This window comes from Streptococcus downii (assembly GCF_004353325.1).
Taxonomy (GTDB): domain Bacteria; phylum Bacillota; class Bacilli; order Lactobacillales; family Streptococcaceae; genus Streptococcus; species Streptococcus downii.
The window spans coordinates 331,406-354,163 of sequence record NZ_MZNX01000006.1 but is presented as its reverse complement, the minus strand read 5'-3'; the positions used below and the strand labels follow the sequence as shown (position 1 = coordinate 354,163).

16 protein-coding genes are annotated in these 22,758 nt (G+C 44.3%); 15 read left to right on the top strand and 1 reads right to left on the bottom strand.

The window, feature by feature from the left end; translation table 11 throughout:
* Nucleotides 1–6 precede the first annotated feature (6 nt).
* The 10 genes from dltA to E2R31_RS03570 all read left to right on the top strand — a co-directional run bounded on the left by dltA (nucleotide 7) and on the right by E2R31_RS03570 (nucleotide 12,323).
* Nucleotides 7–1,557 (top strand): D-alanine--poly(phosphoribitol) ligase subunit DltA, encoded by a 1,551-nt coding sequence (gene dltA / locus E2R31_RS03615; RefSeq protein WP_132972879.1) that lies wholly within the window; start codon nucleotides 7–9, stop codon nucleotides 1,555–1,557.
* Nucleotides 1,554–2,798, top strand: a complete 1,245-nt coding sequence (gene dltB, locus E2R31_RS03610; RefSeq protein WP_132972877.1) for a D-alanyl-lipoteichoic acid biosynthesis protein DltB — start codon at nucleotides 1,554–1,556, stop codon at nucleotides 2,796–2,798. The genes dltA and dltB overlap by 4 nt, the downstream gene beginning before the upstream one ends.
* Nucleotides 2,799–2,811: 13 nt before the next feature.
* The gene (gene dltC, locus E2R31_RS03605) at nucleotides 2,812–3,051 is read left to right on the top strand and encodes a D-alanine--poly(phosphoribitol) ligase subunit DltC (RefSeq protein WP_000351970.1); all 240 of its coding nucleotides are present in this window, start codon (nucleotides 2,812–2,814) and stop codon (nucleotides 3,049–3,051) included.
* Complete coding sequence (dltD, locus tag E2R31_RS03600) at nucleotides 3,044–4,312, top strand: D-alanyl-lipoteichoic acid biosynthesis protein DltD (protein WP_038804739.1); 1,269 nt, start codon at nucleotides 3,044–3,046, stop codon at nucleotides 4,310–4,312. The genes dltC and dltD overlap by 8 nt, the downstream gene beginning before the upstream one ends.
* Before the next feature lie 142 nt (nucleotides 4,313–4,454).
* A complete protein-coding gene (gene nt5e, locus E2R31_RS03595; RefSeq protein ID WP_132972875.1) occupies nucleotides 4,455–6,506 on the top strand; it encodes a cell surface ecto-5'-nucleotidase Nt5e in 2,052 nt (683 codons plus the stop codon).
* 148 nt (nucleotides 6,507–6,654) lie between these two features.
* Nucleotides 6,655–7,095 (top strand): zinc-dependent transcriptional regulator AdcR, encoded by a 441-nt coding sequence (gene adcR / locus E2R31_RS03590; RefSeq protein ID WP_001249324.1) that lies wholly within the window; start codon nucleotides 6,655–6,657, stop codon nucleotides 7,093–7,095.
* Nucleotides 7,095–7,799 (top strand): metal ABC transporter ATP-binding protein, encoded by a 705-nt coding sequence (locus tag E2R31_RS03585; RefSeq protein ID WP_001269483.1) that lies wholly within the window; start codon nucleotides 7,095–7,097, stop codon nucleotides 7,797–7,799. The genes adcR and E2R31_RS03585 overlap by 1 nt, the downstream gene beginning before the upstream one ends.
* A complete protein-coding gene (locus tag E2R31_RS03580; protein ID WP_000950023.1) occupies nucleotides 7,792–8,598 on the top strand; it encodes a metal ABC transporter permease in 807 nt (268 codons plus the stop codon). The genes E2R31_RS03585 and E2R31_RS03580 overlap by 8 nt, the downstream gene beginning before the upstream one ends.
* A 9-nt stretch (nucleotides 8,599–8,607) precedes the next feature.
* Nucleotides 8,608–10,113, top strand: coding sequence for a zinc ABC transporter substrate-binding lipoprotein AdcA (gene adcA, locus E2R31_RS03575; protein WP_132972873.1), 1,506 nt, complete (start codon nucleotides 8,608–8,610; stop codon nucleotides 10,111–10,113).
* 530 nt (nucleotides 10,114–10,643) lie between these two features.
* Nucleotides 10,644–12,323: an alpha-L-fucosidase gene (locus tag E2R31_RS03570; RefSeq protein WP_165941786.1), complete on the top strand. Its 1,680-nt coding sequence runs from the start codon at nucleotides 10,644–10,646 to the stop codon at nucleotides 12,321–12,323.
* Between the two features lie 36 nt (nucleotides 12,324–12,359).
* Here E2R31_RS03570 and E2R31_RS03565 read toward each other — a convergent pair whose 3' ends face one another.
* Nucleotides 12,360–14,447: a GH92 family glycosyl hydrolase gene (locus E2R31_RS03565; protein WP_132972869.1), complete on the bottom strand. Its 2,088-nt coding sequence runs from the start codon at nucleotides 14,445–14,447 to the stop codon at nucleotides 12,360–12,362.
* A 170-nt stretch (nucleotides 14,448–14,617) separates the two neighbouring features.
* Here E2R31_RS03565 and E2R31_RS03560 point away from each other — a divergent pair, with 170 nt between their 5' ends.
* From E2R31_RS03560 to E2R31_RS03540, 5 genes are all read left to right on the top strand, one after another.
* On the top strand, nucleotides 14,618–15,898 hold the full coding sequence (locus tag E2R31_RS03560) for a glycoside hydrolase family 125 protein (protein WP_132972867.1): 1,281 nt from the start codon (nucleotides 14,618–14,620) through the stop codon (nucleotides 15,896–15,898).
* 55 nt (nucleotides 15,899–15,953) lie between these two features.
* Nucleotides 15,954–18,599, top strand: a complete 2,646-nt coding sequence (locus E2R31_RS03555) for an alpha-mannosidase (protein ID WP_132972865.1) — start codon at nucleotides 15,954–15,956, stop codon at nucleotides 18,597–18,599.
* 98 nt (nucleotides 18,600–18,697) lie between these two features.
* Complete coding sequence (locus tag E2R31_RS03550; RefSeq protein ID WP_165941784.1) at nucleotides 18,698–19,567, top strand: ROK family protein; 870 nt, start codon at nucleotides 18,698–18,700, stop codon at nucleotides 19,565–19,567.
* Complete coding sequence (locus tag E2R31_RS03545; protein ID WP_125453736.1) at nucleotides 19,561–21,441, top strand: beta-N-acetylhexosaminidase; 1,881 nt, start codon at nucleotides 19,561–19,563, stop codon at nucleotides 21,439–21,441. The genes E2R31_RS03550 and E2R31_RS03545 overlap by 7 nt, the downstream gene beginning before the upstream one ends.
* Nucleotides 21,442–21,553: 112 nt before the next feature.
* The gene (locus E2R31_RS03540) at nucleotides 21,554–22,672 is read left to right on the top strand and encodes a DUF4767 domain-containing protein (protein ID WP_132972861.1); all 1,119 of its coding nucleotides are present in this window, start codon (nucleotides 21,554–21,556) and stop codon (nucleotides 22,670–22,672) included.
* Nucleotides 22,673–22,758 lie beyond the last annotated feature (86 nt).

Sequence of the window (22,758 nt, the reverse complement as noted above, 5' to 3'; positions counted from 1 at the left end):
TGAACCGTGTCTAATAAACCGATAAAAGATATGATTGAAACGATTGAGCACTTTGCTCAAACACAGCCAACATATCCTGTCTACAATGTTTTAGGTCAAGAGCATACTTATGGTGATCTGAAAGTTGATTCAGATAGTTTGGCTACAGCTATTGATAGACTTGGCTTGCCTGAGAAATCACCAGTCGTCGTTTTTGGTGGTCAGGAATATGAGATGTTGGCTACTTTTGTAGCGCTGACTAAGTCGGGGCATGCCTATATTCCCATTGACAGCCATTCAGCCTTAGAACGGGTGGCTGCTATTGTTGAAGTAGCAGAGCCGAGCTTGATTATTGCTATCTCAGATTTTCCGTTGGAGCAGGTTTCTACACCGATGTTGAATCTAGCTCAGGTTCAAGAAGCCTTTGCTCAAGCTTCTAGCTACGAGATCACGCATTCAGTCAAGGGAGATGATAACTACTACATTATCTTTACTTCTGGTACAACTGGTAAGCCAAAGGGAGTGCAGATTTCCCATGATAATCTCCTCAGCTTTACCAACTGGATGATTACGGACAAGGAATTTGCGACGCCAAGTCGTCCACAAATGTTGGCTCAGCCACCTTATTCTTTTGACCTATCTGTCATGTACTGGGCGCCAACCTTGGCACTTGGTGGTACGCTTTTCGCTCTTCCTTCAGACATTACTCAGGATTTCAAAAAGCTCTTTGCGACGATCTTTTCATTGCCAATCGCTATCTGGACTTCAACGCCTTCCTTTGCAGATATGGCTATGTTGTCAGAAGATTTCAATGGTGAGAAAATGCCTGGAATCACGCATTTCTACTTTGATGGTGAAGAATTGACTGTCAAAACAGCTCAAAAACTGCGCGAGCGTTTCCCAAATGCCCGTATCATCAATGCTTACGGCCCAACAGAAGCGACAGTGGCTTTGTCAGCAGTTGCTGTAACAGACGAGATGTTGACGACTCTCAAACGCCTGCCAATCGGCTATACTAAGGCGGATTCTCCAACCTTTATCATTGATGAGGAAGGCAAGAAACTGCCAAATGGGGAACAGGGAGAAATCATTGTTTCTGGACCAGCTGTTTCAAAAGGCTATATGAACAATCCTGAAAAAACGGCAGAAGCCTTCTTTGAGTTTGAAGGTCTTCCGGCCTACCACACAGGAGATGTGGGAACTATGACAGATGAGGGCTTGCTTCTCTACGGTGGACGGATGGACTTCCAGATTAAGTTCAACGGTTACCGCATTGAGTTAGAAGATGTCTCTCAAAACCTCAACAAGTCTCGCTTTATCGAGTCTGCTGTCGCAGTACCACGCTATAACAAGGACCACAAGGTGCAAAATCTACTGGCCTATGTTATCCTAAAGGACGGTGTCCGCGAGCAGTTTGAACGTGATATCGATATTACCAAGGCTATTAAGGAAGACCTAGCAGATATCATGATGTCTTATATGATGCCATCGAAATTCCTCTATCGAGATAGTTTACCACTAACGCCTAATGGTAAAATTGATATTAAGGGCTTGATTAATGAGGTAAACAATAGATGATGGAGCTTTACAAACAGCTACCTCATTTGGAACCTTATGGCAATCTTTATTATTTTTTGTATGTGATTGCTGCGACCCTACCGATATTTATCGGGCTCTTTTTCAAGAAACGCTTTGCTTGGTATGAAGTGCTCGTCAGTCTCTTCTTTATCGTCACCATGTTGACAGGTGGAAAGACCGATCAAATAAGCGCTCTTATCCTTTATGTTATCTGGCAAGTACTGCTTGTATTTTTCTACAAAGGGTACAGGAAGCGACGGGATAGTAAATGGATATTTTACCTGGTTAGCTTTTTATCTCTATTGCCAATCGTCTTTGTGAAAGTATCTCCTGCTATTCATGGCCCTCAATCTTTGTTTGGCTTTTTAGGGATTTCTTACTTAACCTTTCGTGCAGTTGGGGTTATCGTTGAGTTGAGAGATGGTGTCATCAAGGATTTAACAATCTGGCAATTCTTGCGTTTTCTTCTTTTTATGCCGACTTTCTCAAGTGGTCCCATTGATCGTTTTAAACGCTTCAATGAAAATTACGAGACCATTCCTGAGCGGGATGAGTTGATGGACATGCTAGAAGAGGCTGTCAAATATATCATGCTGGGCTTCCTCTACAAGTTTATCTTGGCTCACATTTTAGGAGAGACATTATTGCCTCCGTTGAAAAATTTGGCCTTGCAGACAGGTGGTTTCTTTAACCTCTACGCTTTAGCGGTCATGTACACCTTTGGTCTGGAGCTCTTCTTTGACTTTGCGGGCTACTCTATGTTTGCCTTAGCCATTTCAAACTTGATGGGTATTCATAGTCCTATCAACTTTAACAAGCCCTTTTTGTCAAGGGATTTAAAAGAGTTTTGGAATCGCTGGCACATGAGTCTGTCTTTCTGGTTCCGTGACTTTGTCTTTATGCGGATGGTCATGGTGTTGACCAGAAAGAAGGTCTTTAAAAATCGCAATGTGACCTCAAGTGTAGCCTACATTCTCAATATGCTGATTATGGGATTTTGGCATGGTGTGACCTGGTACTACATCGCCTATGGACTTTTCCATGGGATTGGGCTGGTCATCAATGACGCTTGGGTTCGTAAGAAAAAAGCACTCAATAAAGAACGGAAAAAAGCTGGAAAGGGTTCCTTACCTGAGAATCGCTGGATTCAGTTGCTTGGCATGGTTGTCACCTTCCATGTCGTGATGGTTTCATTCTTAATCTTTTCTGGATTTTTGAATGATTTATGGTTTAAAAAATAAAAGGATATAAAAAATGGATATCAAATCAGAAGTTATTGAAATTATTGATGAGTTGTTTATGGAAGATGTTTCTGACATGATGGATGAAGATCTTTTTGACGCTGGTGTCTTGGATAGTATGGGAACGGTTGAATTGATCGTTGAGATTGAAAACCGTTTTGACATTCGTGTTCCAGTGACAGAGTTCGGTCGTGATGACTGGAATACAGCTAATAAAATTGTAGAAGGTATTGCGGAGTTAAAGAATGCTTAAACGCTTGTGGCTGATCTTCGGGCCTATCTTCATCGCTGGATTTTTGGTTCTTCTACTCATCTTTTTTTATCCAAGTACAACAAGCCATAATCTGACGGAGGAGAAGTACTCTGCAGCTTCCATCAGTAGAGAAAGTTTTAAAGAGAGAAGTCAAAAAGTGAGGGCGCTAACGGATCCCAATATGCGTTTTGTCCCTTTTCTAGGGTCAAGTGAATGGATTCGATTTGATAGTGTCCATCCAGCTGTTTTAGCAGAAAAATACAATCGTCCCTATCGCCCTTACTTTATGGGTCAGGCAGGAGCGGCCTCGCTTAATCAATATTTCGGTTTGCAGCAGATTCTGCCAGAAATTGAGGAAAAGCAGGCGGTGTTTGTCATCTCTCCTCAGTGGTTTACAGAGACGGATTACGAGCCAGCAGCGTTTCAGAGATTCTTTAATAGCGACCAGTTGACAGCTTTTTTAGAAAATCAATCTGGGGACATCTCGGCTAAGCATGCTGCGACGCGTTTGTTGAAGCAGAACCCGAGTGTGGCATTGAAAGGCATCCTTCAAAAGCTTTCAAAAGGAGAGGACTTGTCAGATGCTGATCGACTTATCATCAACGTCTTTGCACGATTCAATGAAAAGCAGTCCTCTCTTTTTGGTCAATTTTCCATTCGGGGGAAACTCAAGTACAAAGAACATGTAGAAAACTATTTAAAAGATCTTCCTGATCAGTTTTCCTATGACGCTTTAGAAGAAATTGCCCGTAAGGATGCAGAGGCAAATACGACCAATAACGATATGGGGATGGAGAATCATTTCTACACGTATGAGGTCAAAAAAGATTTAAAAAAATGGGAAGGGTATCAAAAAAATTATAACTTCCTAAAGTCGTCTGAATACAATGATTTGCAGCTGGTTCTCAATCAATTTGCTAAATCAAAAGTCAATGTGCTCTTTGTTATCCAGCCCGTCAACAAGAAATGGATGGAATATACAGAGCTCAGTGAAGAAATGTATCAACATGCAGTGGAGAAAATTCGTTACCAGCTAGAAAGTCAAGGCTTTACCAACATTGCTGACTTTTCAAAAAACGGAGGAGAACCTTACTTTATCAAGGATACTATCCACTTAGGTTGGTTGGGCTGGTTGGCTTTTGATAAGGTTGTGAATCCCTTCTTGACGGATCCAAAACCAGCTCCAGACTACAAGATGAATGACCGCTTCTTTAGCAAGGACTGGGCGACCTATGATGGGAATATCAAAGATTTCCAATAAAAAGAGTTAAAAGTTTGGGATTTGAACCCAGACTTTTTTGTTTAAATGGCGAATATTTAAGATGCAAATAGGTCAAAAGTTTCAAAATTTTTAGAAATAGCGTATAATATAAAAGAGAAAAAGAAAAGAAAGGGATTTTAAAATGAACAAACGTTCTTTGTTACCTGTCTTATCGACAGCCCTGCTAGCTCCAGCCTTCTTAGCTGGACAAGTCTATGCTGAAGAAGCAACGACTCCTGCAGAAAGTTCAGCTGTTGTAGCGACTCCAGCTACGTCGGCGACTCCAGCTCCTGTTGAGAGCCCTGCGGTACCGGAAACTTCGGCGACTTCAGAAGCAGTTGCACCTACAGAAGCTCCGACAGCTCCTGCTGAATCTACTAAAAGCGAAGAAAAGGACACCGTTATCTTACACACCAATGATGTCCATGGTCGTATTGTAGAGGAAAAGGGAGTAATTGGAGATGCCAAGTTAGCGACAGTTATTGAGCAGGAACGTGCGAAATCAAATCAAAACACTCTGGTTGTTGATGCGGGAGATGCTTTCCAAGGTTTACCGATTTCTAACTCTACGAAGGGTGAAGCGCGTGCTGAAATTCTCAATCAGATGCAGTATGATGCCATGGCAGTAGGAAACCATGAGTTTGACTTTGGTTTGGACGAAGCTAAGAAATACAAGGAAATCTTGAAATTCCCATTACTTAGCTCAAATACCTACGTCAATGGTGCTCGTCTCTTTGAAGCTTCTACAATCGTTGATAAAGATAAGACTGTGGAAGGTGATGAGTTTGTTGTAATCGGCGTGACAACACCTGAAACAGCTACCAAAACTCACCCTAAAAATGTCAAAGGGGTAACTTTTACAGATCCAATCTCTGAAGTCAATAAGGTCATCGAAGAAGTTCAAGCTAAGGCTCGTGCAGAAGGTAAGGACTACAAACACTATGTTGTGCTGGCTCACTTGGGTGTGGATACCACAACCCCAGTTGAGTGGCGTGGTTCAACCTTGGCAGAAGCCTTGTCTAAAAATCCTCGTTTGAAAGGGAAACGTGTAACAGTAATCGATGGTCACTCTCATACAGTAGAATCAACGACCTATGGAGACAATGTTACCTATAACCAAACAGGGAGTTACCTTCATAATGTAGGAAAAATCACCTACAAATCACGTCAGCTTTTGGGCAATCCAACTCAGATTCCGGCTGCTGATGCTAAAAAATTACCAGCCAATCCAACAGTTGAAAAACTAGTCAAAGACATTAAACAAAAATACGATGCTGAAAATGCTGTTGAAGTCGTTTCAAACAGCCCTGTAGAACTCAACGGAGATCGTGAAAATGTTCGGGTTCGTGAAACTAACCTCGGAAACGTCGTAGCGGACTCGCTCTATCAGTATGGTCAAACAGGATTTAGCCATCCGACTGACATCGCAGTGACAAATGGCGGTGGCTTGCGTGAAACCATTGCAAAAGGCAAACCAATTACTAAAGGAAATGTCATTGCCGTTCTTCCGTTTGGAAATACCATCTCACAAATCCAAGTGACTGGGCAACAAGTCTTGGATATGTTTGAAAAATCACTCGGATCTATCTTGCAGGTCGATAAGGATGGCAAGAAAGTCTTGGATGAGAACGGGCAACCATTGTTAGAGCCAAGTGGTGGCTTCTTGCAAGTTTCGGGTGTGAAGGTCTACTATGATACCAACCTACCATCAGGCAAACGTGTCTTGGCCATCCAGGTTAAAAACCGTGCAACAGGTCGTTATGAACTACTGGACCTCGCAAAAACCTACTATCTTGCAACCAATGATTTCTTAGCTGCGGGTGGTGATGGCTACACTATGTTGGGTGGCGCGCGTGAAGAAGGTCCTTCTATGGATGCAGCCTTTGAAGAGTATCTGAAAACCGCTGATTTGACCCAGTATGAAAAGATCAATCCGAACTCACGGACGATTTCTGTGGATTCTACAACTTTTAGTCTACCAGTAGAAACACCTCAAACGAATGCAGCTGCTAGCGATGCGACTACAAATGTACCACTTACTTATGAGGTGGCAGGTCAATTTAGCAAGAAGGCAGTTGTCTCAGAAAAAGCTCTCCCAAATACAGGAAGTGAACAGTCCATCTTCTTGCTCTTGATGGGAATGGTAGCTGGTTTGGCAGGTATCTTATCGAGTCGAAAACCAAAGCAAAAATAGGTTAAATTTTACATCTAGAAGAGTCTAGGGAAATGTTTTTACGCCTTTTTCCCTTGACTCTTTTTTGGTTTATGATATAATTAACCAGTAAAGAATCGGTGGTTATCTCTATTTTTTACGAAAAAGATAGCTTGGGAAGGAGTAACACATGAGACAGCTTGCACAGGAAATCGATAACTTTTTAAACGAGGTAATCTTGAGATCTGAGAACCAGCATGAAATTCTGATCGGACATTGCACCAGTGATGTAGCTTTGACCAATACTCAGGAACACATCCTCATGCTCTTGTCGGAAGAATCCCTAACCAACTCGGAGTTGGCCCGTCGCCTCAATGTCAGTCAGGCAGCAGTGACCAAGGCCATCAAGTCTTTAGTCAAAGAAGGCATGTTAGAGACATCCAGAGATCCAAAGGATGCGCGTGTGATCTTTTATCAACTGACAGAGCTAGCTCGACCAGTAGCGGCAGAACACCACCACCATCACGAACACACGCTCTTAGCCTATGAACAAGTGGCAAGTCAGTTTACTCCAAATGAACAAGAAGTTATCCAGCGGTTTTTAACTGCTTTAGTAGGAGAAATCAAATAATGCGGTATATTACAGTAGAGGACTTGTCTTTCTATTATGACAAAGAGCCTGTCCTCGAGCACATCAACTACAGTGTTGATAGCGGGGAGTTTGTCACCCTGACTGGTGAAAATGGAGCTGCCAAGACGACGCTTATCAAGGCGAGTCTGGGCATCTTGCAGCCAAGATTTGGCAAGGTAACCATCTCAAAGACAAATACTCATGGGAAAAAACTTAGGATAGCCTATCTTCCCCAGCAGATAGCCAGTTTTAATGCTGGTTTTCCAAGTACAGTTTATGAATTTGTCAAGTCGGGTCGCTATCCGCGAAAGGGCTGGTTCCGTCGCTTGAATGCTCATGATGAGGAACATATCAAGGCCAGTCTAGACTCGGTTGGTATGTGGGAACACCGTGACAAACGAATTGGCTCCCTCTCGGGAGGGCAAAAGCAACGAGCAGTGATTGCCCGGATGTTTGCTTCTGACCCAGATATCTTTGTCTTGGATGAGCCGACGACAGGGATGGATGCTGGAAGCAAAAATGAATTTTACGAACTCATGCACCATAGTGCCCACCATCATGGCAAGGCTGTTTTGATGATTACCCATGACCCTGAGGAGGTCAAGGACTACGCAGATCGCAATATTCATCTAGTCCGTAACCAAGACTCGCCATGGCGTTGTTTCAACGTTCACGAAAGCGACCAGGAGGTGGAACATGCTTAGTTTGTTATCTTATGACTTCATGCAGCGTGCCTTCTTGGCGGTCATTGCCATGAGTCTCTTTTCTCCAGTTCTTGGGACCTTCCTTATCTTACGTCGTCAGAGTCTCATGAGTGATACCCTCAGTCACGTTTCTCTATCAGGTGTAGCCTTTGGTCTGGTTTTGGGGATTTCTCCAACTATTTCAACCATTGCTATTGTCTTGATTGCTGCGGTCTTTCTGGAGTATCTCCGTACGGTTTACAAGAACTTTATGGAAATCGGGACAGCCATCCTCATGTCTACAGGGCTTGCAGTGTCACTTATCGTCATGAGTAAGGGTAAAAGTTCGAGTTCCATGAGTTTGGACCAATATCTCTTTGGTTCGATTGTGACCATTAGCCAGGAGCAGGTAATTTTCCTCTTTGCCATTGCTGCGGTCGTTTTACTCTTGACTTTCTTGTTCTTGCGACCAATGTATATCCTGACTTTTGATGAAGACACGGCTTTTGTGGATGGTTTGCCCGTTCGTACTATGTCTATCCTCTTTAACATGGTGACAGGGGTGGCGATTGCTCTCATGATTCCAGCAGCAGGAGCCCTATTGGTGTCGACCATTATGGTCTTGCCAGCTAGTATTGCCCTTCGTCTGGGGAAAAACTTTAAATCCGTTATGTTGCTTGCCAGTGCTATTGGATTTTTGGGAATGGTAGCAGGACTTTACATTTCCTACTATGCAGAAACCCCTGCCAGCGCTAGTATCACCATTATCTTTGTAGCTGTCTTTTTGTTAGTCAGCCTACTGAAACGTTTTATCAAATAGGAGAATGAAATGAAAAAAATTAGCTTACTACTAGCTAGTCTATGTGCCCTGTTTTTAGTGGCTTGTTCCAATCAAAAACAGGCAGATGGGAAACTAAATATCGTGACAACCTTTTACCCTGTCTACGAATTTACCAAGCAAGTCGCAGGAGATATTGCTAATGTAGAACTTCTAATCGGTGCTGGTACAGAACCCCATGAGTATGAACCGTCTGCCAAGGCAGTTGCCAAAATCCAAGACGCAGATACCTTTGTCTATGAAAATGAAAATATGGAAACTTGGGTTCCAAAATTGCTAGAATCCTTGGATAAGAAAAAGGTGAAAACTATCAAGGCGACAGGTGATATGCTCCTCTTGCCAGGTGGTGAGGAAGAAGAGGAAGGGCATGATCATGGCGGTGAGGGTCACCATCACGACTACGATCCCCACGTTTGGTTATCACCAGCACGCGCCATCAAACTGGTAGAGCATATCCGTGACAGCTTGTCAGCAGATTATCCTGATAAAAAAGAGACTTTTGAAAAGAATGCAGCTGCCTATATCGAAAAATTGCAAGCCTTGGACAAGGCCTACACAGATGGCTTGTCTCAAGCGAAACAAAAGAGCTTTGTGACCCAGCACGCTGCCTTTAACTACCTTGCCTTGGACTACGGTCTCAAGCAAGTATCCATCTCAGGTCTCTCACCAGATGCAGAGCCATCAGCAGCACGTTTGGCAGAATTGACAGAGTACGTCAAGAAAAATAAAATTGCCTATATCTATTTTGAAGAAAATGCCTCACAAGCCCTAGCCAATACACTCTCAAAAGAGGCAGGTGTCAAAACAGATGTCCTCAATCCTTTAGAAAGTCTGACAGAAGAGGACACCAAGGCGGGAGAAAATTACATCTCTATCATGGAGAAAAACCTCAAGGCTTTGAAACAAACAACAGACCAAGAAGGACCAGAAATCGAGCCCGAGAAGGAAGAAAATACCAAGACAGTTCAAAATGGTTACTTTGAGGATGCAGATGTCAAAGACCGCACCTTGAGTGACTATACTGGTAACTGGCAGTCAGTCTATCCTTTCCTTGAAGATGGAACCTTTGATCAAGTCTTTGACTACAAGGCTAAGTTGACTGGCAAGATGACCAAGGATGAGTACAAGGCCTACTATAGAAAAGGCTATCAGACAGATGTGACCAAAATCAACATCACGGACAACACTATGGAATTTGTTCAAGGTGGCCAAAGCAAGAAATTCACCTATAAGTATGTCGGCAAGAAAATCTTGACTTATAAGAAAGGCAATCGTGGTGTGCGCTTCCTCTTTGAAGCGACAGATGCGGATGCTGGACAGTTCAAGTATGTTCAGTTTAGTGACCACAATATCGCCCCAGTTAAGGCAGAACATTTCCATATCTTCTTTGGAGGTACTAGCCAAGAAGCCCTCTTTGAAGAGATGGATAACTGGCCAACCTACTACCCAGATAACCTATCTGGTCAAGAAATCGCCCAAGAAATGTTGGCGCATTGATGCAAGAGAAAATCCCGCAATCTGCGGGATTTTTTGCTAGAAACGATTATCCGAGTAGATTGTGGGCGCAATAGTACTACAGCTGTACTGTTCACAATGTGATAAAGTTCATTTTCTACTGACTGATTCTAACTAGCTGGCGAATGCAAAAGCGCTACGATTGTACAAATTATAGAATCTTTTCAGGAGATTTAGGAAGGCATCTTAGCCATATTGACGCTGCTATCGCTTTTTGTTATAGTCAAAGAGAGAGCAGTTTGGAACAATAGTTTATTCACAGTCTGTGGATAAGTCTTGGAGGAAATGACATAAAACTCAGGGTGTTGAAGTATCCTGATAATAGTTCCGTATATTAGTGACTTGCTAGAGAGCTAGTAGAAACCCTAGTACAGAGCTATTTGGCAAAGGTCTGTTTAGAGGAATAGGTCCAAAGTCTAAGAGCTGGATTCTGGAGAAACTAGTTTTTAGGTATGCTTTCTTATCCACAAGTTGTGGATAACTTTGTGAACAAGAGAAAGAGATACGAGATGATGACGAACATAAAACCACATGGACCATTACCAAGTCAGGCCCAGCTAGCTTATTTAGAGGATGAACTAGCTGCCTTTATCCATTTTGGCCCCAATACCTTTTATGACCAAGAATGGGGAAGTGGGCAAGAGGATCCCAAGCGTTTTAACCCGACCAAGTTAGATGCGCGTGAATGGGTTCGGGTACTCAAAGAAACGGGTTTTAAAAAGCTGATTTTGGTGGTTAAGCACCACGATGGTTTTATCCTCTACCCGACAGCCCATACAGATTATTCGGTCAAGGCTAGCCCTTGGAGGGATGGAAAGGGGGACTTGCTCCTTGAGGTTTCCAAAGCTGTAACTGAGTTTGACATGGATATGGGAGTGTATTTGTCTCCTTGGGATGCTCACAGTCCCCTCTATCACGTGGACCGAGAAGCGGACTACAATGCCTATTATCTGGCTCAATTGAAGGAAATCTTATCAAATCCTGCCTATGGGAATGCTGGTAAGTTCGCTGAGGTTTGGATGGATGGTGCTAGAGGGGAAGGGGCCCAGCAGGTCAACTATGAGTTTGAGACTTGGTTTGAAACCATTCGTGACTTGCAGGGCGATTGTTTGATTTTCTCAACAGAGGGAACTAGTATTCGCTGGATTGGCAATGAACGAGGCTATGCAGGGGATTCCTTGTGGCAAAAAGTCAAGCCAGACCAGTTGGGGACAGAGGCGGAATTAGATTATCTACAGCACGGAGACCCCTCTGGGACGCTATTTTCAATCGGTGAGGCAGATGTTTCTCTTCGCCCGGGCTGGTTTTACCATGAGGATCAGGATCCTAAGTCTCTGGAGGAGTTGGTCGAAATCTACTTTCACTCGGTAGGGCGGGGAACTCCACTCTTGCTTAATATCCCACCGAACCAAGATGGCCTCTTTGATGAAAAGGATATCCAGCGTCTCTATGAATTTGCTGCCTACCGTGACGAGCTATATAAAGAAGATTTGGCTTTGGGAGCCACGGTATCTGGCCCTGCTCTATCACCAGACTATGCCTGTCATCATCTGACAGATGGGCTAGAGACCAGTTCATGGGCAAGTGATGCAGAGTTGCCAATCCAATTAGAGCTTGATTTAGGTGCACCTAAAGCTTTTGATGTGATTGAGTTAAGAGAAGATTTGAATTTGGGGCAACGCATCGCTGCTTTCCGTGTTCAGGTAGAGTTGGATGGTGTCTGGCAGGAGTTTGAATCCGGCTATACTGTTGGCTATAAACGCCTTTTGCGAGGATCCATGGTAGAGGCTCAGAAGGTGCGTGTGATCATTACAGAGGCACAGGCTTTGCCTTTGTTGACCAAGATTTCACTCTATAAAACACCTACCTTGTCGAAAAAAGAAGCTGTTCAACAGTTAGAGTTTTCAGAAAAAAGTCTAGTTGTGACCAAGGGAGAAAATGTCCACTTTACAGTGAAGCGAAGAGAATCTAGCAGTCCTTTAGAAGCTAAGATTTCGATTCAACCAGGGACGGGTGTGCATGGTGTTGCTTATCGGGACGAGATTCAAGTCCTTGCGTTTCAAGTTGGCGAGACTGAAAAAAGGCTGACGCTACCAACCTTGTATTTTGCAGGCGATAAAAACTTAGATTTTTATCTAAATCTGACGGTAGATAGGCAGCTGGTTGACCAGCTTCAGGTCCAAGTTTCATAAAAGAAGAACCTTTGCGCGATGCAAAGGTTCTTTTGGTTAGGAGTGATTTGGTAGCCAGCTGAGGGTGAAGGTCAGTTGCTCAGCTTTCAAGAGGTCTTGGTGTTGAATGCTAGATACAGGAGCCTTGTCCAATCGGCATTCTTTGACAAAGTTGAAATGGCTGTGGTTTTGCTCGGCATGGATATCCAGCCATTTATTTTCCTTGGCTAGGTAGATACGGAGGTGGTCAAAGAGAGGAATTCCGAGATCGTAACTTGGCTTGCCCGGACAGATCGGGTAGAATCCAAGAGCTGACCAGATGTACCAAGCAGAGAGACTGCCATTGTCCTCATCGCCAGGATAGGCTTCCCAGCTGGGGTGAAAGGCTTTCTGACGCAAGGTTTTGATGAGTAGAGCAGTGTAGTCAGGGTAGTCGCTGTAGCGGAAGAGATAAGGGATGTGGAAGCTCGGTTGGTTGGAAATGGCGATTTGCCCAAAAGGAGCGGTAGCCATCTCGCTCATCTCGTGAATCTCGTAACCATAGCCGGTGGTTTCAAAGAGAGGAGCGTCCTGACAGGCTTTCAAAAGATAGTGGCTGAAGGCTTCTTTTCTACCCATGAGTTGACGCAAACCTGGGATGTCGTGGAGAACGCCTAAAGTCGCTTGAATGGCAGAGCATTCGGCGTAGTCGCGTCCCCAACTATAGGGAGAGAAGTCAGGGCGGAAGTTTCCTTGACTATCTCGCGCTCGCATGTAACCTGTTTCAGCATCAAATAGATGACGGTAATTTTGAGACGCAGTTCTATATGTTTCCGCGATGTCATTCTGACCAAGCTTTTCGGCACAGCTGGCGATACAAAAATCGCTATAGGCGTAGTCAAGGGTGTGACTGACACTTTCGTGGTGGTCGGTAGAGAGGTAGCCCAGTTCTTGGTATTGGGCTAGTCCGTGGCGGCCATTGATGCCGAGAGGGTCGGACTTAGTGGCTGTTTCAAGCATGGCTTGAAGGAGTTCTTTTTCTAGGTCGGGGGCCATGTCCTTGCAGGCGCTGTCTGCGATAATGCCATCTAGCAGGGTACCAGGCATCATGCCACGTTCATCTGGAGCCAACCATTTTGGAAGGAACCCAGTATCGCGGTAGCTATTGAGGAAACCTTCTAAAAAGAGGTGATAGTGTTCCGGTATGACAAGGGCAAAGAGGGGGAAGGTGGTGCGGAAGGTATCCCAGAAACCATTGTTGCTAAAGAGGACACCGGGCTTGACAGTACCAGTAGTCAGGTCCATATGGATGGTTTGCCCTGACTCGTTCACTTCATAAAAAGTCTGTGGGAAGAGGAAGAGTCTGTAGAGGCAGTGATCAAAGAAGGTCCGGTCAGCCTCTCCTGTCTCTAGTATGTCAAAACGATGGAGGAGATTTTCCCAGTCTGCTTGGGCACTTGCTTTACAGCTATCAAAGTCCTTTTGAGGTAGATTAAGCAGAGCTTGAGAAGGCGAGATGAAAGAAGTTGCTAGCTGGATGTCAGCATGACTGCTTGCTAAGTCAATTCGCCAGTCTCCGCTTTCTTGGTTGACAGCAAGAATATCCGTATTTATTTGTAGGGCGGTGAAGAGTATCAGTGGATTTTTATTGGTCTCTGTTTTGCCTTCTTGTCTGAGGGCTAGAGTCTGCTTATCTACCTGCTCAATTGTTAAATCATCTGCAGCGTGAAGGTAGAGGGAGAGGGATTTGCCTTGCTTTTGCTCCAAACGAATAGAAGCGCCATAGCAAGTCGGTGTAAGCTGGGTTTCAATCTGATAGCGCAGGGAGAAAATCTTCAGATAATGAGGTTGGAAGGAAGCTTTATCCCTATCATAGGAGGATTGACGGTGAAAGAGGTTATCTCCCCCAAGCTGGCCGGTGACAGGTGTCAGAAGGAGCCAAGAGTAGTCGCCAATCCAAGGACTGGGTTGGTGGGTTAATCGAATCCCCTGAAAGATAGGCAGATGCGGATCGAAAAACCAAGCTCCCTCCTGGTCGCTGGTCTGAGGCACAAAATAATTCATCCCAAAAGGCACGCCTGTGTAGGGCAGGGTATTTCCTCGAGAAAAGGCATGCTTGCTAGCAGTCCCAAAGCGGGTATCGATGGTTTCAAGTAGTGGTTTCATAATCTTTCCTTTAGCTGTTTTTCTACATTATATCAGAAAAATGAGGCCTTTAGATATGGGGGTCGAAAGTAAGCAATTTTGTAGAAAAATGACTATCATTTGTGTATGTATTTTCTGTCTCAAAAACTATATACTGAACATGAAACTTGTTTGAAAGAGGAAACTGCACGATGATTTATTCGAAAGAAATTGTTAGAGAATGGCTAGACGAAGTAGCGGAGCGGGCTAAGGACCATCCGGAGTGGGTAGATGTCTTTGAGCGTTGCTATACAGACACCTTGGACAATACGGTCGAGATTCTAGAAGATGGATCAACTTTTGTCTTGACTGGGGATATTCCTGCCATGTGGCTTCGGGATTCGACAGCCCAGCTACGACCTTATCTTCATGTGGCGAAAAGAGATACCCTCCTGCGTCAGACCATTGCAGGTTTGGTCAAGCGTCAAATGACCTTAGTACTCAAAGATCCGTATGCCAACTCCTTTAACATTGAGGAGAACTGGAAGGGGCACCACGAAACTGACCATACAGACCTTAATGGCTGGATTTGGGAACGCAAGTACGAGGTGGACTCGCTTTGCTATCCTTTGCAGTTGGCTTATCTCCTCTGGAAAGAGACTGGAGAGACTAGTCAGTTTGATGAGACTTTTGTCGCAGCGACCAAGGAAATACTTCATCTCTGGACAGTAGAGCAAGACCACAAGAACTCTCCTTATCGTTTCGTTCGGGATACAGACCGCAAGGAAGACACTCTGGTAAATGATGGTTTTGGACCTGACTTTGCAGTGACAGGTATGACCTGGTCAGCTTTTCGTCCGAGTGATGACTGCTGTCAGTATAGCTATTTGATTCCATCCAATATGTTTGCAGTCGTTGTCTTGGGTTATGTCCAAGAAATCTTTGCAGAATTGAATCTAGCTGATAGCTCAAGCATCATCGCAGATGCCAAACGTCTGCAAGCAGAGATCCAAGAAGGGATCGAAAACTATGCCTACACCTCCAACAGCAAGGGCGAAAAGATTTACGCCTTTGAAGTGGATGGTTTAGGAAATGCTAGCATCATGGATGATCCAAATGTACCGAGTCTGCTGGCGGCGCCTTATCTGGGCTATTGCGACATTGAAGACGAAGTTTATCAAGCAACTCGTCGCACCATTCTGAGCCCTGAAAATCCATACTTCTACCAAGGAGAATATGCTAGTGGTCTCGGAAGTTCTCATACCTTTTATCGCTATATCTGGCCGATTGCCCTATCTATCCAAGGCTTGACAACAAGAGATAAGGCAGAGAAGAAATTCTTGCTCGATCAGCTGGTTGCCTGCGATGGTGGTACAGGTGTTATGCACGAAAGCTTCCACGTTGACGATCCAACTCTCTACTCACGTGAATGGTTCTCTTGGGCCAACATGATGTTCTGTGAATTAGTCTTGGATTATCTGGATATTCGCTAGTCAGTTCTTTAGTTAGATAGAAATAAAAATTTAAGTTAGAATGAGGTTTTACTTCATGGAAAATGTTGTTGTACATATTATCTCACATAGTCACTGGGACCGTGAGTGGTATCTACCTTTTGAAAGCCACCGGATGCAGTTGGTGGAATTGTTTGATAATCTTTTTGATCTCTTTGAAAATGACCCTGAGTTCAAGAGTTTCCACTTAGATGGACAAACCATTGTCCTCGATGACTATTTGGAAATTCGCCCTGAAAATCGCGACAAAGTCCAACGTTACATTGACGAAGGCAAACTCAAAATTGGTCCCTTTTACATCTTGCAGGATGATTACTTGATTTCCAGCGAAGCCAACGTCCGTAATACCTTGATTGGTCAAGCTGAATGTGCAAAATGGGGCAAATCCACTCAGATTGGTTACTTCCCAGATACCTTTGGAAATATGGGACAAGCTCCCCAAATCCTTCAAAAATCAGGTATTCACGTGGCGGCCTTTGGTCGTGGTGTCAAGCCGATTGGATTTGACAACCAAGTCCTCGAAGATGAGCAGTTTACTTCCCAGTTTTCAGAAATGTACTGGCAGGGTGCTGATGGAAGTCGTGTCCTCGGTATCCTCTTTGCCAACTGGTACAGTAATGGAAATGAAATCCCTGTTGATAAGGATGAGGCCCTAACCTTCTGGAAACAAAAATTGTCAGACGTGCGTGACTATGCTTCGACCAACCAGTGGTTGATGATGAACGGATGTGACCACCAGCCTGTACAGCGAAATCTGAGTGAGGCCATTCGTGTGGCCAATGAACTCTTCCCAGATGTGACTTTTGTTCATAGTTCCTTTGATGACTATGTCCACGCAGTAGAAAGTGCTCTACCAGAGCAGCTATCAACGGTTACAGGTGAGTTGACAAGTCAGGAAACAGATGGTTGGTACACGCTTGCTAATACTTCTTCATCACGCATTTACCTCAAACAAGCCTTCCAAGAAAATAGCAACCTCCTAGAGCAAGTGGTGGAGCCATTGACTGTCATCACTGGTGGCCACAACCACAAGGACCAGTTGACCTATGCTTGGAAAGTTCTTCTACAAAATGCTCCGCATGATAGTATCTGTGGCTGTAGCGTGGACGAGGTTCACCGTGAGATGGAGACACGTTTTGCCAAGGTCAGCCAAGTCGGAAACTTTGTTAAGACCAACCTTCTCAACGAATGGAAGGGTAAAATCGCAACCCACGAAGCCCAAAGCGACCATCTCTTTACCGTCATTAACACAGGCTTGCATGACAAGGTTGATACAGTCAGCACCGTGATTGATGTAGCGACTTGTGATTTCAAAGAATTGCACCCAACAGAAGGCTACAAGAAAATGGCAGCCTTGACCTTGCCAAACTACCGTGTCGAAGACTTGGAAGGACATGCTGTAGAAGCGAAAATCGAAGATCTGGGAGCTAATTTTGAGTATGATTTACCAAAAGACAAGTTCCGTCAGGCTCGTATCGCTCGTCAAGTGCGCGTGACAGTACCTGTTCATCTGGCACCACTTTCTTGGACAACCTTTCAATTGCTCGAAGGAGAACAAGAACACCGTGACGGTATTTACCAAAATGGAGTGATTGATACGCCATTTGTGACGGTCAGTGTGGATGAGAATATCACAGTCTACGACAAGACAACTCATGAAGCGTATGAGGATGTTATTCGCTTTGAAGACCGTGGTGACATTGGAAATGAGTACATCTATTTCCAACCAAAAGGAACAGAACCTATCTACGCCGAGCTGAAAGGCTATGAGGTCTTGGAAAATACAGCTCGTTTTGCCAAGATCTTGCTCAAGCATGAATTGACAATTCCAGTAAGTGCAGATGAAAAACTGGATGCAGAACAAAGAGGTATCATCGAGTTTATGACGCGTGAAGCTGGACGCTCAGAAGAATTGACAACCCTTCCTCTTGAAACAGAGATGACCGTCTTTGTTGACAATCCACAAATCCGCTTCAAGACTCGCTTTACTAACACAGCCAAGGACCACCGTATCCGTCTCTTGGTCAAGACTCATAATACGCGTCCAAGCAATGATTCGGAAAGCATTTATGAGGTGGTGACACGACCAAACAAACCAGCAGCTTCATGGGAAAATCCTGAAAATCCTCAACACCAACAAGCCTTTGTCAGCCTGTATGATGATGAAAAAGGGGTGACGGTGGCCAATAAAGGATTGCACGAGTATGAAATCCTTGGAGATGATACCATTGCCGTGACCATTCTTCGTGCCTCAGGTGAGCTAGGTGACTGGGGTTACTTCCCAACACCAGAGGCTCAGTGCTTGCGCGAGTTTGAAGTCGAGTTTGCACTTGAATGCCACCAAGCAGGGGAACGCTTCTCCGCCTTCCGTCGTGCCAAAGCCTTCCAAACACCATTTACTAGTCTTCAGCTTGCTAAACAAGAAGGAAGTGTTGCAGCGACTGGCAACCTCTTGAGCCATGCGGCGCTTAGCTTGCCACAAGTCTGCCCAACAGCCTTTAAGGTAGCTGAAAATGAAGAAGGGTATGTACTTCGTTACTACAATATGAGTCAAGAAAATGTGCGTATATCAGAACAGCAACAAACCATTCTTGACTTGCTTGAGCGACCATATCCAGTTCATTCAGGACTCTTAGCACCACAAGAAATTCGCACAGAATTGATCAAAAAAGAAGACATTTAACAGTTTTAAAGTGTTTGATAACTAATACTATGAGATAGAAAGGAGGGGCGAAAGAGTAAGGACTAACTACTGCTTCGCCCCTTTTTATGGGAAGAACAATGACCATTGCAACCATTGATATCGGAGGGACTGGGATTAAGTTTGCCAGTCTGACTCCTGATGGAAAAATACTAGATAAGACAAGTACTCCGACGCCAGAAAACTTGGAGTCTTTACTGGCGTGGCTAGACCAACGCTTGTCAGAGCAAGATTATAGTGGGATCGCCATGAGCGTTCCAGGCGCGGTCAATCAAGAAACAGGTGTGATTGAGGGAATCAGTGCCGTACCTTATATTCACGGCTTTTCTTGGTATGAGGCCCTTGCTCATCATCAACTCCCTGTCCATCTAGAAAATGATGCCAACTGTGTTGGACTTAGTGAACTGCTGGCTCATCCAGAGATTGAAAATGCAGCCTGTGTCGTGATTGGGACAGGAATCGGCGGTGCCATGATTATCAATGGCAAGCTTCACCGAGGTCGCCACGGCTTGGGAGGAGAGTTTGGCTACATGACAACTATCGAGCCTGCGGAAAAGCTCAACAACTGGTCGCAACTAGCGTCAACTGGAAATATGGTGCGCTACGTAATTAAGAAGTCTGGTCAGACTGACTGGGACGGACGCAAGATTTACCAAGAGGCCGCAGCTGGCAATGCTCTTTGTCAAGAAGCTATTTTGCGCATGAACCGTAATCTGGCGCAAGGTTTGCTCAATATTCAGTATCTCATCGACCCAGATGTCATTAGTCTGGGAGGCTCTATTAGCCAAAATCCAGACTTCATCCAAGGTGTCAAAAAGGCTGTCGATGAATTTGTCGAAACCTACGAAGAATACACGGTCGCACCTGTCATCCAAGCCTGCACCTATCATGCAGATGCCAATCTCTACGGTGCCCTTGTCAACTGGCTACAGGAGGAAAACCAATGGTGACATTTACAGGACTTAGTCCCAAACAAACTCAGGCAATCGACTTACTGACAAAGTATATCTCTTTACCAGATGTGGAAGTTGCAGTCGCTCAGTCTGACCAAGCCTCTATCTCTATCAAGGGTGAGGGAGGCCACTATCAACTGACTTATCACAAACCTCACCAACTTTACCGCGCCTTGTCCTTATTGGCAACAGCTCTAGTAGAAGGTGATAAAGTAGCGATTGAGGAGCAGGCAGCTTATGAAGATTTGGCCTACATGGCAGACTGTTCTCGAAATGCGGTTCTGAATGTGGCTTCTGCCAAGCAGATGATTGAGGTCTTGGCTCTCATGGGCTACTCAACCTTTGAACTTTACATGGAAGACACCTATCAGATTGAGGGGCAACCTTACTTTGGTTACTTCCGTGGCGCCTATTCAGCAGAGGAGTTGCAGGAAATAGAAGCCTACGCCCAGCAGTTTGACATGACCTTTGTGCCTTGCATCCAGACCTTGGCCCACTTGTCGGCCTTCGTCAAATGGGGCGTTAAGGAAGTGCAAGAACTCCGTGATGTGGAGGATATTCTCCTTATCGGCGAAGAAAAGGTGTATGACCTGATTGATGGCATGTTTGCCACTCTATCTAAACTGCAGACTCGCAAGGTCAATATCGGGATGGATGAAGCCCACTTGGTTGGTTTGGGACGCTACCTTATCTTGAACGGCGTTGTAGATCGTAGTCTCCTCATGTGTCAACACTTGGAGCGCGTGCTAGATATTGCAGACAAGTATGGTTTCCACTGCCAGATGTGGAGTGATATGTTCTTCAAACTCATGTCAGCGGATGGCCAGTACGACCGTGATGTGGAAATTCCAGAGGAAACTCGTGTCTACCTAGACCGTCTCAAAGACCGTGTAACTTTGGTTTACTGGGATTATTATCAGGATAGCGAGGAAAAATACAACCGCAATTTCCGCAACCATCACAAGATTAGCCATGACCTTGCCTTTGCAGGTGGTGCTTGGAAGTGGATCGGTTTCACACCCAACAACCATTTCAGCCGTCTTATTGCTCTTGAAGCCAACAAAGCCTGTCGTGCTAATGACATCAAAGAAGTCATTGTAACGGGTTGGGGGGATAATGGTGGGGAAACTGCCCAGTTTTCTATCCTGCCAAGTTTGCAAATCTGGGCAGAACTCAGCTACCGCAATAACCTCGACCGTTTGTCTGCCCACTTCAAGACCAATACGGGTCTATCAGTTGAGGAATTCATGCAGATCGACCTAGCCAACCTCTTGCCAGACTTGCCGGACAATCTCAGTGGTATCAATCCCAACCGCTATGTCTTTTATCAGGATGTTCTCTGCCCAATTCTTGACCAACACATGACACCTGAACAGGACAAACCGCACTTTGCTCAGGCTGCTGTGATCCTTGCTGAAATCAAAGAAAAAGCTGGAAACTATGCTTATCTCTTTGAAACTCAGGCTCAGTTGAACCAGATTTTAAGCAGTAAAGTGGATGTGGGACGACGCATTCGTCAGGCCTACCAAACAAACGATAAAGAAAGTCTGCAAGAAATCGCCAGACAAGAATTACCAAAACTCAGAAGCGAGATTGAACAATTCCATGCCCTCTTTAGCCGTCAATGGTTGAAAGAAAACAAGGTCTTTGGCTTGGATACAGTCGATATCCGTATGGGCGGACTTTTGCAACGTATCAAACGAGCAGAAAGCCGTATCGAAGCTTATCTGTCTGATCAGATTGACCGCATCGATGAGCTAGAAGTTGAAATCCTACCATTTACTGATTTCTACGCAGACAAGGATTTCGCAGCAACTACAGCTAATCAGTGGCACACCATTGCGACAGCTTCAACGATTTATACGACATAGGCATTTATCACAAACAGTTAAACATCTCCTTTTAAATACATGGAGATGTTTTTTGATTTGGAGATAGGGAAGGAGTATAATGAAGGTAGAAAGATAGTTTGGAGGTCTGACCATGAAAAAGCTACTACTAGTCCTAGCTACTAGCATGCTAGTCTTATCTGCCTGCCATAAAATGACAGAGGATGGAGCAACTAGTCCGTCAATACCAAGGGAGCAACAAACCAAGGAAACAACCAACTATTTTCACTATTTAGCAGATGCCTATCAAAAGGCTCTTTCGCACGAAAAAGAATCCAAGGATACAACTGTTCAGTCACCTATGGCTGCTACAGTTGCAGCCATGGAAGAACTTGAGTTATCTAATCCGACTGATCAAGCCTTGATTATGAAGAATTACTTGGATTTTCAGAAGCTAATTCAATACAATACTGAAAAGTGGGAGGAAGAGTTTGCAAGCTGGGCTTCTTCTATGGGGCAGTCCTATCATAGACTAGAGCATGCAAACTTTGATGAAAAAAATGAACTAATCAAAAAATTAGAAGCTACAACAGTCTCTCAGAAAAGCGTCAAATGGAATGTTTTTGGAGTATCGAGTGACAATGCTTATGACTACTTGGCTTTGGATGCCTACTATGACAATCAGGACAAACATTTCTACCTATTTACACTGAAGGATGGGCAAGCACAGGTCTTGCATGCCGATAAGACACTGGAAACTATCCCTACTGCAAATTTTGAAGAGACTGAAAACACAGATTTAGCGCAACGTTTTAAGGAATTTCTATTAAAAACAAGTGTAACTACAGAGAGCGAGCCAGATACAGATAATAGTTCTTTAATAGACAAGATAAAAACAGCCATGGAATCCTATTCGGATAGTAAAGGTGAAGGATTCAAGTCAACTAATTTGGACACCTATGGTAATTACTATGGACTTGCAGTGCCAGACCAGATAATGCAATTTGGGCAAGTAGATGGGGTGAATTATACTTTTAAATGGTATGGCTATATTGCAGGTTCAGGTTCTGGGCGGTTTGATATCCTAGCTTGCTATGTGAATGAAGCAGAGACAGAGGTGATTCTCTTTGGCTACAAGGATGGCAATCCTGCTCTTTTACAAACCGAAGGAAGACCAGAGATTGAGAAAAACGAATCAGGGGCTATCATAAATGCACAGGTTCATTTTGTCGAGTTTCATCACTCAATATTGGAACAAGTTTTCAATCAGTAAAGCGGAAATACACTTATCGTATGCAAAGTGTTTCTCGTGAAACCTATTTCTTATAAAAAACTTCTCCACATAAAATAATTTGTGGA